The organism is Confluentibacter flavum, assembly GCF_002843175.1.
Lineage (GTDB): Bacteria > Bacteroidota > Bacteroidia > Flavobacteriales > Flavobacteriaceae > Confluentibacter > Confluentibacter flavum.
On record NZ_PJEO01000026.1, the window covers coordinates 15,781 to 35,717 of the forward strand.

General features: G+C 34.8%; 27 protein-coding genes. 5 read left to right on the forward strand and 22 right to left on the reverse strand.

Annotation, left to right across the window (positions count from 1 at the left end; all coding sequences use genetic code 11):
* Nucleotides 1–6: 6 nt before the first annotated feature.
* The 22 genes from rpsE to rpsL form a co-directional block, all read right to left on the reverse strand.
* Nucleotides 7–531: a 30S ribosomal protein S5 gene (gene rpsE / locus CSW08_RS08110; protein WP_100610620.1), complete on the reverse strand. Its 525-nt coding sequence runs from the start codon at nt 529–531 to the stop codon at nt 7–9.
* A gap of 6 nt (nt 532–537) precedes the next feature.
* Nucleotides 538–894, reverse strand: coding sequence for a 50S ribosomal protein L18 (gene rplR, locus CSW08_RS08115; protein ID WP_106659402.1), 357 nt, complete (start codon nt 892–894; stop codon nt 538–540).
* 10 nt (nt 895–904) lie between these two features.
* Nucleotides 905–1,447, reverse strand: coding sequence for a 50S ribosomal protein L6 (gene rplF / locus CSW08_RS08120; RefSeq protein ID WP_106659403.1), 543 nt, complete (start codon nt 1,445–1,447; stop codon nt 905–907).
* An 11-nt stretch (nt 1,448–1,458) separates the two neighbouring features.
* The gene (rpsH, locus tag CSW08_RS08125) at nt 1,459–1,857 is read right to left on the reverse strand and encodes a 30S ribosomal protein S8 (protein ID WP_106659404.1); all 399 of its coding nucleotides are present in this window, start codon (nt 1,855–1,857) and stop codon (nt 1,459–1,461) included.
* 70 nt (nt 1,858–1,927) lie between these two features.
* Nucleotides 1,928–2,197 carry a 30S ribosomal protein S14 gene (rpsN, locus tag CSW08_RS08130; RefSeq protein WP_106659405.1) on the reverse strand — a complete coding sequence of 90 codons (270 nt, stop codon included), beginning with the start codon at nt 2,195–2,197 and terminating at the stop codon, nt 1,928–1,930.
* A 3-nt stretch (nt 2,198–2,200) separates the two neighbouring features.
* A complete protein-coding gene (gene rplE / locus CSW08_RS08135) occupies nt 2,201–2,752 on the reverse strand; it encodes a 50S ribosomal protein L5 (protein ID WP_106659406.1) in 552 nt (183 codons plus the stop codon).
* A 2-nt stretch (nt 2,753–2,754) separates the two neighbouring features.
* On the reverse strand, nt 2,755–3,066 hold the full coding sequence (rplX, locus tag CSW08_RS08140) for a 50S ribosomal protein L24 (protein ID WP_106659407.1): 312 nt from the start codon (nt 3,064–3,066) through the stop codon (nt 2,755–2,757).
* A gap of 12 nt (nt 3,067–3,078) precedes the next feature.
* Nucleotides 3,079–3,447: a 50S ribosomal protein L14 gene (gene rplN / locus CSW08_RS08145; RefSeq protein ID WP_100610627.1), complete on the reverse strand. Its 369-nt coding sequence runs from the start codon at nt 3,445–3,447 to the stop codon at nt 3,079–3,081.
* Nucleotides 3,448–3,449: 2 nt separating this feature from the next.
* Nucleotides 3,450–3,707 carry a 30S ribosomal protein S17 gene (gene rpsQ, locus CSW08_RS08150; protein WP_072399584.1) on the reverse strand — a complete coding sequence of 86 codons (258 nt, stop codon included), beginning with the start codon at nt 3,705–3,707 and terminating at the stop codon, nt 3,450–3,452.
* 12 nt (nt 3,708–3,719) lie between these two features.
* Nucleotides 3,720–3,911: a 50S ribosomal protein L29 gene (rpmC, locus tag CSW08_RS08155; RefSeq protein WP_100610628.1), complete on the reverse strand. Its 192-nt coding sequence runs from the start codon at nt 3,909–3,911 to the stop codon at nt 3,720–3,722.
* Between the two features lie 13 nt (nt 3,912–3,924).
* On the reverse strand, nt 3,925–4,344 hold the full coding sequence (rplP, locus tag CSW08_RS08160) for a 50S ribosomal protein L16 (protein ID WP_100610629.1): 420 nt from the start codon (nt 4,342–4,344) through the stop codon (nt 3,925–3,927).
* Between the two features lie 21 nt (nt 4,345–4,365).
* Nucleotides 4,366–5,103, reverse strand: a complete 738-nt coding sequence (rpsC, locus tag CSW08_RS08165) for a 30S ribosomal protein S3 (protein ID WP_106659408.1) — start codon at nt 5,101–5,103, stop codon at nt 4,366–4,368.
* 9 nt (nt 5,104–5,112) lie between these two features.
* Nucleotides 5,113–5,520 carry a 50S ribosomal protein L22 gene (rplV, locus tag CSW08_RS08170; RefSeq protein WP_106659409.1) on the reverse strand — a complete coding sequence of 136 codons (408 nt, stop codon included), beginning with the start codon at nt 5,518–5,520 and terminating at the stop codon, nt 5,113–5,115.
* A gap of 6 nt (nt 5,521–5,526) precedes the next feature.
* A complete protein-coding gene (rpsS, locus tag CSW08_RS08175) occupies nt 5,527–5,805 on the reverse strand; it encodes a 30S ribosomal protein S19 (protein ID WP_100610632.1) in 279 nt (92 codons plus the stop codon).
* Between the two features lie 3 nt (nt 5,806–5,808).
* The gene (gene rplB, locus CSW08_RS08180) at nt 5,809–6,636 is read right to left on the reverse strand and encodes a 50S ribosomal protein L2 (protein WP_106659410.1); all 828 of its coding nucleotides are present in this window, start codon (nt 6,634–6,636) and stop codon (nt 5,809–5,811) included.
* Between the two features lie 11 nt (nt 6,637–6,647).
* A complete protein-coding gene (rplW, locus tag CSW08_RS08185; RefSeq protein ID WP_106659411.1) occupies nt 6,648–6,938 on the reverse strand; it encodes a 50S ribosomal protein L23 in 291 nt (96 codons plus the stop codon).
* A gap of 5 nt (nt 6,939–6,943) precedes the next feature.
* Nucleotides 6,944–7,573 carry a 50S ribosomal protein L4 gene (gene rplD / locus CSW08_RS08190; protein ID WP_106659412.1) on the reverse strand — a complete coding sequence of 210 codons (630 nt, stop codon included), beginning with the start codon at nt 7,571–7,573 and terminating at the stop codon, nt 6,944–6,946.
* Nucleotides 7,573–8,190, reverse strand: coding sequence for a 50S ribosomal protein L3 (gene rplC / locus CSW08_RS08195; RefSeq protein WP_106659413.1), 618 nt, complete (start codon nt 8,188–8,190; stop codon nt 7,573–7,575). The genes rplD and rplC overlap by 1 nt, the downstream gene beginning before the upstream one ends.
* A gap of 188 nt (nt 8,191–8,378) precedes the next feature.
* Nucleotides 8,379–8,684, reverse strand: coding sequence for a 30S ribosomal protein S10 (gene rpsJ, locus CSW08_RS08200; protein ID WP_100610637.1), 306 nt, complete (start codon nt 8,682–8,684; stop codon nt 8,379–8,381).
* Nucleotides 8,685–8,695: 11 nt separating this feature from the next.
* Nucleotides 8,696–10,822 (reverse strand): elongation factor G, encoded by a 2,127-nt coding sequence (gene fusA, locus CSW08_RS08205; RefSeq protein ID WP_106659414.1) that lies wholly within the window; start codon nt 10,820–10,822, stop codon nt 8,696–8,698.
* Nucleotides 10,823–10,828: 6 nt separating this feature from the next.
* Entirely contained in the window at nt 10,829–11,305 is a 477-nt protein-coding gene (gene rpsG, locus CSW08_RS08210) for a 30S ribosomal protein S7 (RefSeq protein ID WP_106659415.1), read from the reverse strand.
* A 22-nt stretch (nt 11,306–11,327) separates the two neighbouring features.
* Nucleotides 11,328–11,741, reverse strand: a complete 414-nt coding sequence (rpsL, locus tag CSW08_RS08215; protein WP_106659416.1) for a 30S ribosomal protein S12 — start codon at nt 11,739–11,741, stop codon at nt 11,328–11,330.
* 179 nt (nt 11,742–11,920) lie between these two features.
* Here rpsL and CSW08_RS08220 point away from each other — a divergent pair, with 179 nt between their 5' ends.
* From CSW08_RS08220 to CSW08_RS08240, 5 genes are all read left to right on the forward strand, one after another.
* On the forward strand, nt 11,921–13,621 hold the full coding sequence (locus tag CSW08_RS08220) for a POTRA domain-containing protein (RefSeq protein WP_106659417.1): 1,701 nt from the start codon (nt 11,921–11,923) through the stop codon (nt 13,619–13,621).
* A gap of 149 nt (nt 13,622–13,770) precedes the next feature.
* The gene (locus CSW08_RS08225; protein ID WP_106659418.1) at nt 13,771–17,004 is read left to right on the forward strand and encodes a SusC/RagA family TonB-linked outer membrane protein; all 3,234 of its coding nucleotides are present in this window, start codon (nt 13,771–13,773) and stop codon (nt 17,002–17,004) included.
* 17 nt (nt 17,005–17,021) lie between these two features.
* The gene (locus CSW08_RS08230; protein ID WP_106659419.1) at nt 17,022–18,479 is read left to right on the forward strand and encodes a SusD/RagB family nutrient-binding outer membrane lipoprotein; all 1,458 of its coding nucleotides are present in this window, start codon (nt 17,022–17,024) and stop codon (nt 18,477–18,479) included.
* Nucleotides 18,480–18,490: 11 nt separating this feature from the next.
* On the forward strand, nt 18,491–19,243 hold the full coding sequence (locus tag CSW08_RS08235) for a BT_2262 family domain-containing protein (RefSeq protein WP_106659420.1): 753 nt from the start codon (nt 18,491–18,493) through the stop codon (nt 19,241–19,243).
* A gap of 39 nt (nt 19,244–19,282) precedes the next feature.
* Nucleotides 19,283–19,783, forward strand: a complete 501-nt coding sequence (locus CSW08_RS08240) for a lipid-binding protein (protein WP_106659421.1) — start codon at nt 19,283–19,285, stop codon at nt 19,781–19,783.
* Nucleotides 19,784–19,937 lie beyond the last annotated feature (154 nt).

Genomic DNA, 19,937 nt, shown 5'->3' on the forward strand with positions numbered 1-19,937 from the left:
GTTTTATTAACCGTTAAAAACTTTTTCAAGTGAAATACCTCTATCTCTAGCTATGACGCTAGCATCCCTTAATTGCAATAAAGCATCGAATGTTGCTTTTACCACATTATGAGGATTTGAAGATCCTTGGGATTTTGATAATACATCATGAACTCCAACCGCTTCAAGAACTGTTCTTACAGCTCCACCAGCAATTACACCAGTACCAGCAGCAGCAGGAATTATATTAACTCTTGCTCCACCAAATTTACCTTTTTGCTCGTGTGGTAATGATTTTCCTTTTAAAGGAATTCTAACTAGATTTTTCTTAGCATCTTCAACAGCTTTTGCAATAGCACTAGCTACATCTTTAGACTTTCCTAAACCTTGTCCTACAACACCAGCCTCATCACCAACCACAACGATTGCTGAAAAACCAAATGCTCTACCTCCTTTAGTTACTTTTGTAACTCTTTGTACACCAACCAAACGATCTTTAAGATCTAATCCACCTGGTTTTACTAACTCTGCGCTTTTGTATTTACGATACATAATTTCTTAGAATTTAAGTCCTGCTTCTCTAGCTCCTTCAGCTAACGATTTTACTCTACCATGATATAAATAGCCACCTCTATCAAAAGAAATAGTTTCTACACCTGCCTTTAAAGCTTTTACAGCAAGAGCTTTACCTACTAATGCAGCTGCTTCAGTTTTATTAACTTTAGCTGTATTAATATCTTTATCTCTTGAAGATGCAGCACTGATAGTTTTACCAGAAACGTCATCTACTATTTGAGCATAAATCTCATTATTACTTCTAAAAACAGATAATCTTGGTCTAGCTTCTGTACCAGAAACTATTTTACGAATCCTGTTTTTAATTCTTATTCTTCTTTTGTGTTTTGTTAATGCCATAACTAAATTATTAAGCTGATTTACCTGCTTTTCTTCTCAATACCTCGCCTACAAACTTAATTCCTTTTCCTTTGTATGGCTCTGGTCTTCTAAAATCACGAATTTTTGCAGCTACTTGACCAACAAGTTGTTTATCAAACGATGTTAGTTTTATTATTGGATTCTTTCCTTTTTCTGAAACTGTTTCAACAACAACTTCTGGAGCTATTTCTAAAACAATATTATGGGAAAACCCTAAAGCCAAATCCAATTTTTGTCCTTGGTTAGATGCTCTGTAACCTACACCAACTAATTCTAATTGTTTAGTCCATCCTTTTGATACACCTTCAATCATATTTAGCATTAATGATCTATATAAACCATGTTTTGCTTTTTGATCTTTTGTGTCAGAAGAACGTGTTACTAAAACATTACCATCTTCAACTTTAATATCTACAGAATCAAAATTTTGAGTTAATTCCCCTAATTTTCCTTTTACTGTAACTATTCCGTCTTTTATATCAACTGTAACGCCTTGTGGAATTACTACTGGGTTATTACCTATTCTTGACATATCTTATCTTTTTAGTAAACGTAACATATTACTTCACCACCTACATTCTCTTGTTTTGCTTGTTTACCAGTCATTACTCCATGAGAAGTAGAAACAATGGCAATACCAAGACCATTAAGAATTCTAGGTAGCTCTTTTGAACTAGCATATTTACGTAAACCTGGTTTACTTATTCTTTGAATTTTTTTAATTACAGGCTCTTTTGTTTCCTTATTGTACTTAAGTGCAATTTTAATGGTGCCTTGTACAGTTGAGTCATCAAACTTGTAACTTAAAATATATCCTTGCTCGAATAATATTTTTGTGATGTCTTTTTTCAAGTTAGATGCAGGTATTTCAACCACTCTGTGGTTGGCACGTATGGCATTTCTAACTCTTGTAAGATAATCCGCTATTGGATCTGTATACATATTTATTAATTTGCGGTATTGGTTTTCAAAAAACACATGTTTTTGAACCTTATACCAGTTAAAACTCTTTTTACCAGCTAGCTTTTGTTACACCAGGTATTAAACCTTGGTTAGCCATTTCTCTAAATGTTACACGCGAAAGACCAAATGTTCTCATGTATCCTCTAGGTCTACCTGTTAATTTACAACGGTTATGTTGACGAACAGGAGATGCGTTTTTTGGTAACTTTTGCAATGCTTCATAATCTCCAGCTTCTTTTAAAGCTTTACGTTTAGCTGCATATTTAGCTACTGTTTTAGCTCTCTTTACCTCACGGGCTTTCATTGATTCTTTAGCCATATCTTAGTTCTTTTGAAAAGGTAATCCTAATTCGGTTAATAATGATTTTGCTTCTTTATCAGTCTCAGCAGAAGTTACAAATGTAATATCCATACCTGAGATTTTATTCACTTTATCAATGTTTATCTCTGGGAATATAATTTGCTCAGTAACTCCTAAATTGTAATTACCTCTACCATCAAATCCTGAAGCTTTTATGCCGTTAAAATCTCTTACACGTGGTAACGCAGAAGTCACTAAACGATCTAAAAACTCATACATTCTTTCTCCACGTAAAGTAACTTTTGCCCCAATTGGCATACCTTTACGTAATTTAAAAGATGCAACGTCTTTTTTAGATATAGTAGCCACTGGCTTTTGACCGGTGATGCTTGCCAACTCTTCTAGTGCGTAGTCAATTAGTTTTTTATCTGCTACAGCAGCACCAACACCTTTAGATATTACTATCTTTTCAAGTTTAGGTACTTGCATCACATTTTTATAACCAAATTCGTTTTTAAGAGCCGCAATTACTTTGCTTTTATACTCTTCTTTAAGTCTAGGTGAATATGCCATAACTATATTACTTCATTAGATTTTATTGAAAATCTTACTTTCTTATCGCCTTCTATTCTATATCCAACTCTTGTTGTTTCTCCTTTTGGAGTTAACAACGATAAGTTTGATATATGAATAGCAGCTTCTTTCTCTACGATTCCACCTTGAGGGTTTTTAGCACTAGGTTTAGTATGTTTCTTAACCAAGTTCACACCTTCCACGATGGCTTTGTTCTTATCTATTAATACTTTTTGTACTTTACCTTCAGATCCTTTGTGATCTCCAGCAATAACTTTTACAGTATCTCCCGATTTTATTTTAAGCTTTGTCATCTTATAAATTCATTAAAGCACTTCAGGTGCCAATGATACAATTTTCATGAATTGTTTATCACGAAGTTCTCTAGCAACAGGACCAAATACACGAGTTCCTCTCATTTCTCCTTGTGCATTTAAAAGCACACAAGCATTATCGTCGAATCTAATATAAGATCCGTCTGGTCTTCTTACTTCTTTTACAGTACGAACTACTACTGCTGTAGAAACAGCACCTTTTTTAATGTTACCATTAGGTGTTGCATCTTTAATAGAAACAACTATTTTGTCTCCTACAGAAGCGTATCTTCTTTTAGTACCACCTAGAACACGTATTGTTAATACTTCTTTTGCTCCAGTGTTATCTGCGACTTTAAGTCTTGATTCTTGTTGTACCATAATTACTTAGCTCTTTCAATTATTTCAACTAATCTCCAACATTTAGATTTACTTAAAGGTCTTGTTTCCATGATCTTTACCGTATCTCCAATATTACAATCGTTTGTTTCGTCGTGTGCAACATATTTCTTTGTTTTTAACACGAACTTACCATACATAGGGTGTTTTACTTTTTTTACTTCAGCAACTACAATTGATTTTTGCATTTTGTTGCTAGTAACTACTCCTATACGTTCTTTTCTTAAGTTTCTTGTTTCCATCTTTCAGCAGAATTATTGTAATTCTCTTTTAGTTAATTCTGTCGCAATTCTAGCCACGGTACGTCTGATACCACGTAACTGAATTGGATTTTCTAAAGGAGATATTGCATGAGCCAGTTTTAGGTCTGAATAACTCTTTTTTGTTTCACTAAGTTTCTCTTGTAACTCAGCTACAGATAATTCTTTAATCTCTGATTGTTTCATAATATCAAATAAATTATGCTTCGTAATCTCTAGCGATTAAAAACTTAGTTTTAACTGGTAGTTTTTGTGCTGCTAAACGTAACGCTTCTTTTGCGATATCTAGTGGCACACCTCCCACTTCAAATAGTATTCTTCCTGGTTTTACAACAGCTACCCAATATTCAACGGCACCTTTACCTTTACCCATACGTACTTCAAGAGGTTTTTTTGTAATTGGCTTATCTGGAAATATTTTAATCCAAAGTTGCCCTTCTCTTTTCATGTAACGTGTAGCGGCAATACGTGCAGCTTCTATTTGACGTGATGTTAAAAAACTTGAATCGATCGATTTTATACCAAAAGTACCGTTTGAAAGTTGATGCCCTCTTTGAGAGATCCCCTTCATACGTCCTGTTTGCATTTTACGAAATTTTGTTCTTTTAGGCTGTAACATTTTTCTTTACTTTATAAAAAATTACTTTCTACGACGAGGTTTAGCTGGACCATTAGCAGGACGACCTGCATTACTTGCTCCACCACTTTTTCCTTGCTTCTTGGACATTCCAACAAGTGGAGAAAGGTCTCTTTTACCGTATACTTCACCTTTCATGATCCATACTTTTACACCTAATCTACCATAAGTAGTATGTGCTTCAACTAAAGCATAGTCAATATCGGCTCTAAAGGTTGATAAAGGAATACGTCCTTCTTTGTAGTGCTCAGATCGTGCCATTTCAGCACCATTTAAACGTCCACTAATTTGAACTTTAATTCCTTCAGCATTCATTCGCATTGTAGCAGCAATAGCCATTTTTATAGCACGTCTATATGAAATTCTATTTTCAATTTGACGGGCAATGCTAGATCCTACTAAAAATGCATCTAGTTCAGGTCTCTTAATTTCAAAGATGTTGATCTGAACTTCTTTTCCTGTAATTTTTTTAAGCTCTTCTTTTAACTTGTCTACCTCTTGGCCCGCTTTCCCGATAATGATACCTGGACGAGCTGTTGTGATAGTAACGGTTACAAGTTTTAGAGTTCTTTCAATAATTACTCTGGAAACACTAGCTTTAGATAAACGTACATGTACGTATTTTCTAATTTTATCGTCTTCGGCAAGCTTATCTCCATAATCATTACCTCCATACCAGTTAGACTCCCATCCTCTGATAATTCCTAAGCGATTTCCGATTGGATTTGTTTTTTGTCCCATACTTCTATCTTAGCTTTGTGTGTTATTGTTAGCTCCAACCACTAATGTAACGTGATTAGAACGTTTTCTGATTCTATGTGCGCGACCTTGAGGTGCTGGACGTAATCTTTTTAACATTGCGCCTCCATCAACTCTAATCTCTTTTACAATCAATTCGGCATCTTCAATGCTTGCATCTTCGTTTTTAGATTGCCAGTTTGCAATTGCAGACAATAACAATTTTTCTAACTTACCTGAAGCTTCTTTCGAATTGAATTTCAAAATACTAAGCGCTTTTTCTACGCGTTCACCTCTTACTAAATCGGCTACTAAACGCATTTTTCTTGGTGATGTAGGACAATTATTAAGTTTAGCAAAAGCAACTAGCTTTTTTTCTTCCTTAATAGCGTCTGCCATTTGTTTTTTACGACTTCCCATTGCTTACTATTTTTTACCTTTATTTTTAGCACCTGCATGACCTCTAAATGATCTTGTTGGTGAAAACTCTCCTAATTTATGACCTACCATATTTTCAGTAACATATACTGGTACAAATTGACGGCCATTGTGCACTGCAATTGTTTGTCCAACAAAATCTGGAGTTATCATACTGGCTCTTGACCAAGTTTTGATAACCGTTTTTTTGCTAGTTTCAATGTTTACAGCTACCTTTTTCTCTAGTTTATAATGAACGTAAGGTCCTTTTTTTAATGATCTTGCCATGTCTTATTTCTTTCTACGTTCTACAATATATTTATTACTTGCATTCTTTTTAGAACGAGTTCTATATCCTTTAGCTGGAATACCTTTTCTAGAACGTGGATGTCCTCCAGATGATTTTCCTTCACCACCTCCCATTGGGTGATCTACTGGATTCATCACTACCGGTCTAGTACGTGGTCTTCTTCCTAACCATCTTGTTCTACCTGCTTTACCAGATACTAACAATTGATGATCTGAATTAGAAACCACTCCTACAGTTGCTAAACAATTTACAAGCACTAATCTTGTTTCACCAGAAGGTAATTTAATAGTAGCAAATTTACCATCCCTTGCCATTAATTGTGCAAAAGCTCCAGCACTACGAGCCATGATAGCTCCTTGTCCTGGTCTAAGTTCGACACAAGAAATAATGGTTCCTAATGGAATTTGGCTTAAAGGCATTGCATTTCCAATTTCTGGGGCAATTCCTTCTTGTCCTGACACTACAGTTTGACCAACTTGTAACCCATTTTGAGCAACAATATATCTTTTCTCGCCATCTTGATAATTCAATAATGCGATGAAAGCTGTTCTGTTTGGATCGTATTCTATTGATTTTACTTCCGCTGGAATTCCAGTTTTGTTTCTTTTGAAATCAATAATACGATACTTCTTTTTATGACCACCACCAATATAACGCATGGTCATTTTTCCTTGACTGTTTCTACCACCAGACTTTTTATGCGGAGCTATTAAACTCTTCTCCGGCTTATCAGTAGTGATGGCGTCAAATCCATTTACTACTCTAAATCGCTGTCCTGGTGTGATTGGTTTTAATTTTCTTACTGACATTTTTTGTCTAATTACATGTTACTGTATAAATCAATCATTTCACCTTCCGCCAGTTGTACAATTGCTTTTTTAACAGCATTTGTTTTACCATGTTGAATACCTGTTTTTGTAAAACGGGTTCTTCTATCTGGACGGACATTCATAGTACGAACTTTTTCAACAGAAACACCATAAGCAGCTTCAACCGCTTTTTTAATTTCTATCTTGTTCGCCTTTGTCTTCACTTCGAAAGTATAGCAATTTCTTAACTCGCTATTAGCTGTCGCTTTTTCTGTGATTATAGGTTTAATTAAGATATTCATGGTTTCTATTTACTTAAATTTAATTCAATTCCTTCTAAAGCTCCTTCTAAAAGCACTATCTGATTTGCATTCAAAATCTTGTAAGTGTTTAATTCTGAGCTAGTTATAACCTCAGAGCTTTTTAAATTGCGCGATGACAAATATACATTATTATTCGACCCACCCAACACAAAGAGCGATTTTTTGTTTTCTATGTTTAGAGCCTTTAAAATGGCTGTAAAATTCTTAGTTCTTACAGTGTCAAAATCAAAGTCCTCAATCACAAAAATAGATTGCTCTCCAGCTTTTATACTTAATGCAGATTTACGCGCTAAACGTTTTACATTCTTATTAAGTTTGAAGCTATAATTTCTTGGTCTAGGACCAAACATACGACCACCGCCTTTAAAAACTCCAGACTTGATACTACCTGCTCTAGCAGTACCAGTTCCTTTTTGCTTTTTAATCTTACGAGTACTTCCAGAAATCTCAGCTCTTTCTTTTGATTTGTGTGTTCCTTGTCTTTGGTTTGCTAAATATTGTTTAACATCCAAATATACTGCGTGATTATTAGGCTCTATAGCAAACACATCTTTAGAAAGGTCTGCCTTTCTACCTGTGTCTTTTCCGTTTATATCTAAAACTGCTACTTTCATTATTTTCTAATAATTACATAAGAATTTTTATGTCCAGGTACACAACCTTTAACAACAAGTAGGTTTTTATCAGCAACTACTTTTAAAACTCTTAAATTTTCAACTTTTACATTTTCTCCACCCATTCTTCCGGCCATTTTCATGCCTTTGAATACTCTTGCAGGATATGAAGCTGCTCCAATAGAACCTGGCGCTCTTAAACGGTTATGTTGACCGTGGGTAGCTTGACCTACACCACCAAATCCATGACGTTTTACAACACCTTGAAACCCTTTTCCTTTTGTAACGCCAGCTATATCAACAAATTCACCTTCAACGAAGTGTTCTACTGTGATAGCATCACCTAATTTGTACTCCTTATCAAAACCTTTGAATTCAACGATTTTGCGTTTTACAGAAGTCCCTGCTTTTTTAGCATGACCTAAGTCAGCTTTAGTAGCGCTTTTTTCTGTCGCGTCATCGAAACCAAGTTGAACAGCTTTATAGCCATCAACTTCTTCGGTTCTGACTTGGGTAACGATACATGGTCCAGCTTCGATTACTGTACATGGAATGTTTTTTCCATTTTCATCGAAGATGCTGGTCATACCGATTTTTTTTCCAATTAACCCAGACATAATTATTATTTATTTGTTATTACTATTTGTTATTAAAAATCAAGGTTGAAAATACATTTCAACCCTGAATTGTATTTTACCGTTTTTCCCTAACCATCGTTAAGGACATGTTTAACTTCCTGCGAAAGCAGGAATCTCTTTTCTTTGAGATCCCGAAACAAGTTCGGGATGTAAATCAAAGTTTATACTTAAACTTTGATTTCCACTTCAACACCACTTGGCAATTCAAGTTTCATTAAAGCGTCAATTGTTTTTGAAGACGAAGAATAGATATCAAGTAATCTCTTGTATGAGCTTAATTGAAATTGCTCTCTTGCCTTTTTATTTACGTGCGGAGAACGCAATACAGTGAAAATTTTCTTGTGTGTAGGTAATGGAATTGGTCCAGTTACAACAGCACCTGTACTTTTTACTGTTTTTACAATCTTGTCAGCAGACTTGTCTACTAAATTATGATCGTAAGACTTTAATTTTATTCTGATTTTTTGACTCATTTTCTTAAATTTTAAGCTTCTACGCCTTTAGCTGCTTTAATAACTTCTTCAGATATATTTGAAGGCGTTTCAGCATAATGTGAAAATTCCATAGTTGATGTTGCACGACCAGATGATAATGTTCTTAATGTAGTAACATATCCAAACATTTCTGATAAGGGTACAGTTGCTTTTATAGTTTTAGCACCAGCCCTATCTCCCATATCACTCATTTGCCCTCTTCTTCTGTTCAAATCACCAACAATATCACCCATATTTTCTTCTGGTGTAATGACTTCTAACTTCATAATAGGCTCCATAATTACAGCTTTAGCAGCTTTTGCAGCAGCTTTAAAACCTAATTTAGCAGCTAATTCGAATGATAAAGCATCAGAATCCACATCGTGGTAAGATCCGTCTGTTAATGTTACTTTCATAGCATCTACTTCATATCCAGCTAGTGGTCCATTTTGCATCGCTTGTTTAAATCCTTTTTCAATAGAAGGGATAAATTCTTTAGGAACGTTACCACCTTTAATGGCAGATATAAACTCTAATCCTAATTTACCTTCATCTGCTGGTTCAAGAGTAAATACAATATCAGCAAATTTACCACGACCACCAGATTGTTTTTTATAAACTTCTCTATGTTCAGCTTTACGTGTAATAGATTCTTTATATTCTACTTGTGGCGCACCTTGATTCACCTCGACTTTAAATTCGCGACGTAAACGATCCACAATAATATCTAAGTGAAGCTCACCCATTCCAGAAATAATAGTCTGTCCTGAAGCTTCATCAGTTCTAACTGTAAAAGTTGGATCTTCTTCAGCCAATTTAGCTAAAGACATCCCTAATTTATCAACATCAGCTTTCGTTTTCGGTTCTACCGCGATTCCAATTACGGGATCAGGGAAGTTCATACTTTCTAAAATTATCGGATGTTTCTCGTCTGATAAGGTATCTCCAGTTTTAATACTTTTAAATCCAACTGCAGCTCCAATATCTCCTGCTTCAATATAATCGATAGCATTTTGCTTGTTAGCATGCATTTGGTAAATACGTGAAATACGTTCTTTGTTTCCTGAACGGTTATTCAATACATAAGAACCTGCGTCTAAACGACCAGAATATGCACGGAAGAATGCTAAACGACCAACATAAGGATCGGTAGCAATTTTAAACGCTAAAGCAGCAAAAGGCTCCTTTACATCTGGCTTACGTAATATTTCAGCTCCAGTATCTGGATGAGTTCCTATAATGCCATCCTTATCCATTGGAGAAGGTAAATAACGACATACAGCATCTAATAAGAATTGTACTCCTTTATTTTTAAATGCGGATCCACAAATCATGGGGATGATAGACATATCCATTACAGCAGCTCTTAGTGCAGCATGCACCTCGTCTTCTGTAATTGAATCTTCATCCTCCATATATTTCTCAAGCAAATTCTCATCGTAAGCAGCAACTTCTTCAATAAGTTTACCACGAAGCATTTTTGCTTCAGCTTTAAGATCTTCTGGAATATCAATAACGTCAAACGTTGATCCCATTCCTTCTTCATGCCATACAATAGCTCTGTTCTTAACTAAATCAACAATACCTTTGAAGTTTTCTTCATCACCAATATTCAAAACAATTGGCACTGCATTTGATTTTAACATGTCTTTAACTTGGCTACAAACCATCATAAAATCAGATCCTTGACGATCCATTTTATTAACGAAACCAATACGTGGCACTTTATAGTTATCAGCCAATCTCCAGTTAGTTTCAGATTGTGGCTCAACGCCATCAACTGCACTAAACAAGAATACTAAACCATCAAGTACACGTAATGAACGATTTACTTCAACAGTAAAATCTACGTGACCAGGAGTATCAATAATATTAAAATGATAATCCATCGAATTGTCAGTGCGCTCTCCGTTTACTCTAGGAAAAACCCATTCGCAGGTTGTAGCAGCAGATGTGATAGTAATACCACGCTCTTGCTCTTGTTCCATCCAGTCCATAGTTGCAGCACCATCATGTACTTCACCTATTTTATGAGAAACTCCTGTATAAAAAAGTATACGCTCTGTTGTTGTTGTTTTACCAGCATCAATATGCGCAGCAATACCTATATTTCTTGTATATTTTAAATCTCTTGCCATGTCGTATTAAAATCTAAAGTGGGAGAATGCTTTATTAGCTTCTGCCATTTTATGAGTGTCTACTCTTTTCTTAACAGCAGCACCTTCTTCTTTAGCCGCAGCTATTATTTCAGAAGCTAAACGCTGTGCCATGGATTTCTCGTTTCTTTTACGTGAATAGCTAATAAGCCATTTCATAGCTGTAGAAACTTTACGATCTGGCCTAATTTGCATTGGTATTTGGAATGTAGCACCACCAACACGACGACTACGTACTTCTACGTGAGGCATTACGTTTGATAGAGCATCTTTCCAAGTATCTAAGGCTGTTTTCTCTGCATCTCCTTTTTTAGCTTCTACAATGTCAATAGCATCATAAAACACTTTAAAAGCAACAGATTTCTTACCATCCCACATCATCATGTTAACGAAACGCGTCACTAACTGATCATTAAATCGTGGATCTGGTAAAAGCGGTCTTTTTTTCGCTTGTCTTTTTCTCATGTCTTCTTGTTAAAAGTTTTAATTACTTTTTCTTACCTTTTGCTGGAGCTGCAGCTGCTTGTCCTGGTTTTGGACGTTTAGCTCCATACTTCGATCTACGTTGTGTTCTACCTGCAACACCTGCGGTGTCTAAAGCGCCACGAACGATATGATACCTAACTCCTGGTAAGTCTTTTACTCTTCCACCTCTAACCAATACTATCGAGTGCTCTTGTAGATTGTGTCCTTCACCTGGGATGTATGCATTTACCTCATTACCATTTGTTAACCTTACCCTTGCTACTTTACGCATTGCTGAGTTAGGCTTTTTTGGTGTTGTAGTGTAAACACGCGTACAAACCCCACGTCTTTGTGGACACGAATCTAAAGCAGCCGATTTACTCTTCTTGGTTATTTTGGCTCTTCCTATTCGTACTAATTGTGAAATTGTTGGCATATATATTCTATATAAATTTTAAAATCCTCATTTAAGAGGGCTGCAAAGGTAGAAATAAAAATGTATTTTTCAAACGTTAAAAGATTAATTTTCAATAGATTTTAAAAATAATATTATTGACTATAATATAAGTGTTGTTTTTCTGTTAGATTTACATATTAATATATCTGATTTCCATCGTGAAGAGAATCTACTTTTTACTCCTTATTATATATATACTTTCTTCTTCGAACGCTTTTAGCCAAAATTTAAAACTTAGCGTTAATGGGGATTCAGATACTGAAAATCAAGTGATTGATTCTTTGAATTATTTAAAAACACATAAGGATTACCTATCCATTTCATCTGAATTAGATTCCATTCAAAAAACCCTTTTAAAGATTGGCTATATTGAAAACAAACTAGGCGATATAACTAAAGTAAATGATTCCGTATTCTCAGCTAAAATTCATTTAAAAAAAAGATACCATACTATATATATATATTATGATAAGAATTTATTAGATGAATCCCTACTTAACCTCGTTTCCAATCGTGTAAATGATACTTGTTTTGTTTTACCAATTGAAGAGGTTGAAGATAAATTGAATTTTATCAATTCTAAAATCACATCGGCGGGATTGCCTTTTTCAAAATTACAATTATCGGATATTGCAGTTAACAATAATATCTTAAAAGCTCATTTATTAATTGAATCTGATGTGAAAAAAAGAATCATTGACGATATTATAATAAGAGGTTATGAAAAATTTCCTCGTTCCTACTTAAAACATTACCTAAAGATAAAACGCAATCAAATTTTCGACCTTGGTAAAATTAAAAGCAAAACGGAACAACTCAACGATTTAAGATTTGCAAACCAAATTAAATCGCCTGAGGTGTTGTTTACTAAAGATTCAACTACCTTATATATTTATGTGGAAAAGTCAAAAAGTAATTCATTTGATGGGTTTCTAGGATTTGGAACCAATGAAGACACCAACAAATTACAATTTGATGGCTATTTAAATTTAAGCTTAACCAATAACCTAAATTACGGAGAATCTTTTAGGCTTTTATATAAAAGTGATGAAAATGACCAAAAAACATTTCAAACCCAGCTTACGCTTCCTTATATTTTTTCTTCCCCATTGGGGATCGATTTACAATTATATATTTTTAAGAGAGATTCGTCATTTACAACCGTTAACCAATTCGCGAAATTACACTATCAAATAAATTCAAAGCATAAAATTTATTCTGGAATTACATCTACACAATCAAATAATTTATTAAATAACAGTACTCCAAACTTAATCACGGATTTTGATTCAAGTTATTTTACTTCCGCGTATGAATATATCCATCCTCAATCTTCACAATCTTATAATTTATTATTTCCTATAAATGCTTCATTTTACCTTGAAACAAATTTTGGCAAAAGAAAAACATCTACTCTAATAGAAAATCAAAAACAATTTAGCCTCAGCGGGTTTAAAATTTTCAATTTCAACAGCAGAAACAGTGTTTTTATAAAAATAGATGGCAAGACATTAATTTCTGATACTTATTTTGAAAACGAATTATTACGCTTTGGCGGCATTAACTCCATAAGAGGTTTCGAAGAAAACAGTTTACTTGCAGATTCTTATGGTGTTTTAAATTCTGAATATAGATTTCAACTTGGTAATGCCATGTATGTCCATACTATTACAGATGTTGCCTATTTTGAGAATAAAATAACAAATACCATAGAAAAACTATTTGGATATGGCTTTGGTTTTGGAATTCTTACAAATTCTGGGCTATTAAAGCTCAATTATGCCAATGGTAAAAGCGAAAATCAGAAATTTAAATTATCAAATTCCAAAATCCACATAAGTCTTACTGCTAATTTTTAATAAATTATTATTGAATAATAAGTCATTTTATGAATAACACTATGAATTCTCAGTAATATTAAAAAAATATTGAAAATTTATTACCTTAATATTTTTTTTACTGATTTTTTTTTAAGAATTTTACTTTGACTAATTCAAATATTTATAAAATGAAAACAAAGTTTAGTGGAATTCTAACGCTACTACTAGCGTTTGTCGTGCAACTAACGTTTGCGCAAGAAAAGACAGTCTCGGGTATAATTTCAGATGATTCTGGTTTGCCACTTCCTGGAGCAACTGTTATAGTAAAAGGTACTACTACGGGTACTTCCTCAGATTTCGATGGTAATTTTTCAATTAGAGTTAACCAAGGTGCTACTTTGGTATTTAGCTTTGTTGGTTATATTACCAAAGAGGTTGTCGTAGGGGCTTCAAATTCGATTAATGTAACACTTAGTGAAGATTCGGCTGTCTTAGAAGAAGTTGTAATAACTGCTTTTGGTACTGGCGATAGAAACGCAAGGGAAACGGTTTATGCTAACCAAACAGTAAATTCTGAAGACTTATTATCTACTCCGAGTAAAAACGCCTTAGAAGCATTAAGAGGTAAAACAGCAGGTGTAAGATTATCTACTGGCTCGGGTTCAGTAGGGGCTTCAACAAGAATTGTATTAAGGGGTGAAGGTTCGCTTACTGGAAATAACAATGCCCTAATTGTTGTTGATGGAATTGCGATCGATAACTCTTCCACAAGAGGTGGAGATGGAGCTTCCACAACTGGGTATTCAGATTTTGGAAATAGATTCAATGATATAAATCCTGATGATATCGAATCGGTTACAATACTTAAAGGTCCTTCAGCAACTTCGCTATATGGCTCACGTGGTGCATCAGGGGTTGTCTTGATAACAACCAAATCTGGAAAAAAAGGTGAAAAATTAAGAATTAATTACACCAGTTCCACTTCAATGGAAACTGCCATTATTAATTTACAACGTCAAAGTAAATTTGGACAAGGGTACGATAATTTACACCTTGATTCTGGTGAGAACTGGTCTTGGGGACCTGCGCTAGATGGTGTGGATAGACCATGGACGAGCCCTATTGACTCTGATGGAGATGGATCATTAGAAGCTTTGGTTAGACCTTATAGTGCAGTACGTAATCAATTACAAGATTTTTTTAATACTGGTTACACGAAAACAAATAGTGTCAATATTTCTGGAACTACTGATGGGTTTTCATACTTTGCATCCTACGGTAATACCAATCAAACAGGTATTCTAGATAACACCTATTATAAAAGGAATAACCTTTCTTTCAACGCTTCGGCAAAATTAAGCGATAGGTTACAATCTGATTTTAAAGTGAGTTATGCCAATGTTAGACAAAATACAGCACAAGAAGGATCTCGTGCGTTTGAAGGAAACAATGCCTATGCTATGGCCGTACAATCTCCAGTTAATATCCCATTTACTGAGTTGAGAGATTACCAAAGCCCATTTCATGGTATAAATGGTTATTGGGGTTCTTACTCTTCTGTAAACCCATACTATATCTTAAATGAATATGGAAATGAGGCTAATATCGATAACTTGCTTGCAAATGCATCGCTAACCTATGAAATCATTAGTGGTTTATCATTAACAGGGCGTTTTGGAGGAAATATTGTAAGTACTCAAACTGAAGTGTGGACTCCAACATTTACCCCTGCGGAACAATTGGTTTGGACTGATGATTTACAAATCGCAACCCGGAATTCAAAACATAGTTCATTAGGAGAGTATATAAATTATACCGACAGATTATTAAATCTAGATGCAACCGTATTATTAAATTATACCAAGGAGTTAAATGAAGATTTTAAATTAAATGCTTCTGCAGGTTATAATTTCTTTCAAAGAGAAACCAAATCCTTAACAGGTAGTTCAGTTGGTGGATTGGTTGTAGATGGTGTATATAATTTAGCAAATAGTGTACAAAATCCTCTTTCTAGCATGTATAAAAGCAAATATAGAATTTATGGCCTTTTAGCAAATGCTTCTATTGGTTACAAAAATGCAGCATTTTTAGAATTCTCAGCAAGAAACGACTGGTCTTCCACACTTCCAACAGGAAACAACTCCTTTTTATACGGTGCCGTTGGAGCTTCGGTTATATTTACAGATCTTCTAGATATTAAAAATGATGTTTTAAACTATGGTAAGATTAGGGGAAGCTATGGTACCTCAGGTAAAGATGCTGGAATATATCAACTAAATTCATATTTTGTTGGAAACCCAGGAATTGTTGATTTGGGAGATTATGCACTATTCTTCCCGAAAAACGGAGTGCCCGGCTTTACAATTGGTAATAGCATTGGAAATCCTGGCCTAAAACCAGAACTTACAACGACTTATGAGGTTGGAGCAGATCTTGGTTTCTTTAATAACAAAGTAAACATTTCATATACTTATTATCATTCTAGCCATGAGGATCAAATAGTTACTATTAATTTACCTAGATCTACAGGTTATACACAAACTATTAGTAATATTGGTGAGATGACCAATAAAGGACATGAGCTTACTTTAAGCCTCAAACCTCTTAATGGCGTTGTTGAAGACTTAAATTTTGAGCTATTTGGAACATATACAAAAAACATAAATGAGGTTGTAAAAATTTCTGATGAGCAAGATGAATTAAATATAGGAACATTTGGATTTGCTGCCGGTACAACCATTGATGTGGTAGCAAAGGAAGGTCTGCCTTTTGGAACTTATAAAGGTAATAATTATCAAACCAATGCCCAAGGACAAGTTATTGTTGATGCAAATACCGGTCTTCCTTTATATACCGCAGAGCGTCAGTTTCTAGGCAGTTACCAACCTGATTTTTTAATGAGTTTCGGTGCGAATGTCAATTATAAAGGTTTTGGGTTTAGGGTTTTAGTAGATATGAAAGAAGGAGGCTATTTTGCTTCTCAATCTAAATATATGACTGAATTTAATGGTACAGCTGTAAATACTACTATTTATAATAGAGAGCCGTATATTTATCCAAACTCTGTAGCTGATAATGGTGATGGTACATTTTCTGAAAATACAGTGCAAATTACCGAACAAGATTTTTACACTAACTATAATCCAGCAGATGCCACATTTTTAATTGATGCAAGTTATGTGAAGTTACGAGAGGTTGAACTAAGCTATACGTTACCAAAAAAGTTTTTGGAAAATACTTTTATAACAAATGCTAGATTAGCAATTTATGGTAAAAACCTAAAGTTTTGGTTGCCTGATGAAAATAAATACGCTGATCCAGAAGTAAATGGCCCCGCATTAACAGGCAATGCACAAGGTATTGAGACTACTCAAACACCTTCTTCTAGAAGCTTAGGACTTAACATACAATTGTCATTTTAATAAAAAAAATTAATACAATGAAGAAAAATATTAAAATAATTCTAATTCTATTATTAACTCTAAACTTTTCTTGTGAAGAGAGTTTAGAAGAACTTAATATAGACCCTAACACATTCCCATTAGCTGGTGACGCACAAGTATTGAGCTCTGCCATTGGATTTTTGGGATATATTGTTGAAACTGATTTAAACTACAGCGAATCATTTTTATGGAGTCAATACTACACTTGGGGTATTGGAGTTTCTATTGGAAATGATGAAAGGTATGTATCCTTAGGTGGTGATTTTGATGGCTATTGGCAACGTAGTTATGCCAATTCCCTTGCAGATTTAAGTTATATTAACAAAAAAAGTGAATCCGCTGCCTATCGAGGAATCTCTAAAGTTTTAATAGCATATATATATCAAGGATTAGTAGATCATTTTGGAGATGTACCTTTTAGTGAAGCCGTTTCAGGAGCCATTGAAGATGGATCTGTTTTAGCGCCTAATTACGATTCGGCTACAACTATTTATCCTGCATTAGTTACTATGTTGGATGATGCATTAAGTGAATTGGATTTGGCAGAAGACGATCTAGTAGGAGATGATGATTTCATTTATAGTGGTGATATTACTAAGTGGATAAAATTTGCCAATTCTTTGAAATTGAGACTACTTATGAGAACTTCCGAAGTTGATGCGCAAGCAAGTGCCGTACAAAGTCTAATAGCATCAGGTACGTTTATTGAAACAGTAGATGATATGCCATTTGTACCTTATTCTGGTGCATCGGGAGATCAAAACCCCATGTTTGCAAGAGCTGAATTTGGAGTAGGTATGTTTTATTTTGCAAGTAATGCCACATTGAATGTACTTAGCACTTTAGACGACCCTAGAGCTGAGGTATTATATACTAAAGCTACTACTGGAACTTTTGCGGGACAATTACGAGGCATTGATCAAGGAACCATTGATGACGAACCTTTTACGGCTCCGGCATCTGATTATAGTATGGCTTCTGAATACGCTTACGGCGAGGATAAACCAGTTATCTTAATGAGCCCATGGGAAGTTTGGTTTTTAAGAGCTGAGGCTGCTGCTAGATATGGAACAGCAGACGATGAATCAATGGCTTTTGAAACGGCCATAGATTTGAACTTTAGCTATATGGGATTAACCGATTCTGCAACTTATATTGGTACTTTGGGATACTCTAGTTCTGACCCTTTGAATGATAAAATCGATTTGATTGCTGTGCAAAAATGGATATCTTTAAACGGAACTCAAGAAGATGAAGGCTGGATAGAAGCTAGACGCTTTGATAGACCTGCTAGCCGTATTTTTACTGATGGTATTTGGCAAACCCCACCATTATCTGTATTAGCAGATGGAACATTCCCTTCCTCATGGTTATATCCAGATACCGAAAGGAGTTTAAACCCAAATGCACCTGCGCAAAAAGCCAATACTGATGAAATATTTTGGGATAATTAAAAAAAAAAGACATGAAAAATTTTAAATTAATATACATATTTTCAATCTTAGGATTGTTTTTGACGAGTTGTGACCCTAGTGTTGAATCACCGGGCGAAAGTGATGCATCATTTGTAACTTACTTACCTTTGATTACACTTGAAGGAGGTGATGTTACGCTTGATTGTGATGCAAGCACGTATACAGATCCTGGTGCCGTAGCTTCAGCTGGCGGAAATGAAATTGAATTATTCACATCGGTCAATGGCATTTATTTTGGTGGTAACACTGTAGATGGACCCGACACGTATTCAATTACGTATAGTGCCTTTAATGACGATGAGATACCTGCTGCAGGCTTTAGAACTGTAATTTGGCCCGCTTGTAATGGTGATTTAGTTAATAGTATAGCTGGTATGTATACCGCTAGCATTCTAAGAACAGCTACTTCAGGTGCAACAGTTAATTATACAACAAGGGCGTTTGGCCCATACTTTATTATTGATTTAGGTGGTGGAGTATACCAACTCTCTGATGCTATTGGTGGATTTTATGAGTATGGTTATGGATATGGCCCTGATTATGCCGCAACGGGTTTGACGGTTACTGCCAACAATATTGCTACTAATGATTTTACTCATGATGATGTTATAGGAGTCGGAGCATTCGGTGGCTCTCTAAATATGACTGATTTTTCTGTTAATCCGGTTACAAAAACTATTGAGTTCGCAACAGATTGGAGCTTCGGTTATGTATTTGAAGTAACATTAACCCAAGTGCAGTAATCCAAACAGATTTGAATTATTATCTAAAAAATTAAAAAAATGAAACATAATATAATTTTAAAAAAGCTAAGCTTACTATTGTTGAGTTTTGCCTTCGCAATTTCCTTTATAGGATGTGATCAAGTTGAATCAGTGCCTGATGAAAGTGATATCCTTATCAGTGAAGTTACAGGGACTTGGGTTGTAGATATAGTATGGGACGGTGATCCTGCTGGTACTAACACTATAAGCATTTATAATACCGCGGCTAATGACACTGGGTTTATGTGGTTAGATGATCAAGAACACAGCTGGGGTTTAAAAGCAAAAGTGCCTTTAAATCTTGGAGCACTAACATTTGGTGGTGCAGATTTAGATGAACTCTATTATGGTGTAACAGTAACTATCACTGAAGGTGTAATCGTTAAAAATGGCGCCACAACACCAAGCGGCGATGTTGTAGATAGCATTTATTTTAAAGCTGAATTTTCAGATATTCCAGGTGAAATTTGGGAATATTCTGGATACAAAAGCACAGCTAAAGTTGATGATTTACCTTAACTCATAAATTTTGACTAGTCCTAAAAAATCGATACAGGTTATTAGACAAAAATAGATTAATTAAACAGCATCAAAAACGTTTTTGATGCTGTATTTAGTTTTATAGGTTTTCATTTTAAGTTTGTTTTGCTGGTGCATTAGATTTGGAGTCAGC

Excerpts from the sequence above, each read along its gene's own strand:
- rplX (WP_106659407.1), bottom strand. The coding sequence starts at position 3,066 with ATGACAAAGCTTAAAATAAAATCGGGAGATACTGTAAAAGTTATTGCT.
- rpsJ (WP_100610637.1), bottom strand. The coding sequence starts at position 8,684 with ATGAGTCAAAAAATCAGAATAAAATTAAAGTCTTACGATCATAATTTA.
- rplB (WP_106659410.1), bottom strand. The coding sequence starts at position 6,636 with ATGTCAGTAAGAAAATTAAAACCAATCACACCAGGACAGCGATTTAGA.
- CSW08_RS08225 (WP_106659418.1), top strand. The coding sequence starts at position 13,771 with ATGAAAACAAAGTTTAGTGGAATTCTAACGCTACTACTAGCGTTTGTC.
- rplN (WP_100610627.1), bottom strand. The coding sequence starts at position 3,447 with ATGGTACAACAAGAATCAAGACTTAAAGTCGCAGATAACACTGGAGCA.
- rplP (WP_100610629.1), bottom strand. The coding sequence starts at position 4,344 with ATGTTACAGCCTAAAAGAACAAAATTTCGTAAAATGCAAACAGGACGT.
- rplC (WP_106659413.1), bottom strand. The coding sequence starts at position 8,190 with ATGTCTGGGTTAATTGGAAAAAAAATCGGTATGACCAGCATCTTCGAT.
- CSW08_RS08240 (WP_106659421.1), top strand. The coding sequence starts at position 19,283 with ATGAAACATAATATAATTTTAAAAAAGCTAAGCTTACTATTGTTGAGT.
- CSW08_RS08235 (WP_106659420.1), top strand. The coding sequence starts at position 18,491 with ATGAAAAATTTTAAATTAATATACATATTTTCAATCTTAGGATTGTTT.
- rplD (WP_106659412.1), bottom strand. The coding sequence starts at position 7,573 with ATGAAAGTAGCAGTTTTAGATATAAACGGAAAAGACACAGGTAGAAAG.
- rpsN (WP_106659405.1), bottom strand. The coding sequence starts at position 2,197 with ATGGCTAAAGAATCAATGAAAGCCCGTGAGGTAAAGAGAGCTAAAACA.
- fusA (WP_106659414.1), bottom strand. The coding sequence starts at position 10,822 with ATGGCAAGAGATTTAAAATATACAAGAAATATAGGTATTGCTGCGCAT.
- rpmC (WP_100610628.1), bottom strand. The coding sequence starts at position 3,911 with ATGAAACAATCAGAGATTAAAGAATTATCTGTAGCTGAGTTACAAGAG.
- rpsC (WP_106659408.1), bottom strand. The coding sequence starts at position 5,103 with ATGGGACAAAAAACAAATCCAATCGGAAATCGCTTAGGAATTATCAGA.
- rplF (WP_106659403.1), bottom strand. The coding sequence starts at position 1,447 with ATGTCAAGAATAGGTAATAACCCAGTAGTAATTCCACAAGGCGTTACA.
- rpsL (WP_106659416.1), bottom strand. The coding sequence starts at position 11,741 with ATGCCAACAATTTCACAATTAGTACGAATAGGAAGAGCCAAAATAACC.
- rpsS (WP_100610632.1), bottom strand. The coding sequence starts at position 5,805 with ATGGCAAGATCATTAAAAAAAGGACCTTACGTTCATTATAAACTAGAG.
- rplW (WP_106659411.1), bottom strand. The coding sequence starts at position 6,938 with ATGAATATCTTAATTAAACCTATAATCACAGAAAAAGCGACAGCTAAT.
- rplV (WP_106659409.1), bottom strand. The coding sequence starts at position 5,520 with ATGGGAAGTCGTAAAAAACAAATGGCAGACGCTATTAAGGAAGAAAAA.
- rpsH (WP_106659404.1), bottom strand. The coding sequence starts at position 1,857 with ATGTATACAGATCCAATAGCGGATTATCTTACAAGAGTTAGAAATGCC.
- rplE (WP_106659406.1), bottom strand. The coding sequence starts at position 2,752 with ATGGCATATTCACCTAGACTTAAAGAAGAGTATAAAAGCAAAGTAATT.
- rpsG (WP_106659415.1), bottom strand. The coding sequence starts at position 11,305 with ATGAGAAAAAGACAAGCGAAAAAAAGACCGCTTTTACCAGATCCACGA.
- rplR (WP_106659402.1), bottom strand. The coding sequence starts at position 894 with ATGGCATTAACAAAACACAAAAGAAGAATAAGAATTAAAAACAGGATT.
- rpsQ (WP_072399584.1), bottom strand. The coding sequence starts at position 3,707 with ATGGAAACAAGAAACTTAAGAAAAGAACGTATAGGAGTAGTTACTAGC.
- CSW08_RS08230 (WP_106659419.1), top strand. The coding sequence starts at position 17,022 with ATGAAGAAAAATATTAAAATAATTCTAATTCTATTATTAACTCTAAAC.
- rpsE (WP_100610620.1), bottom strand. The coding sequence starts at position 531 with ATGTATCGTAAATACAAAAGCGCAGAGTTAGTAAAACCAGGTGGATTA.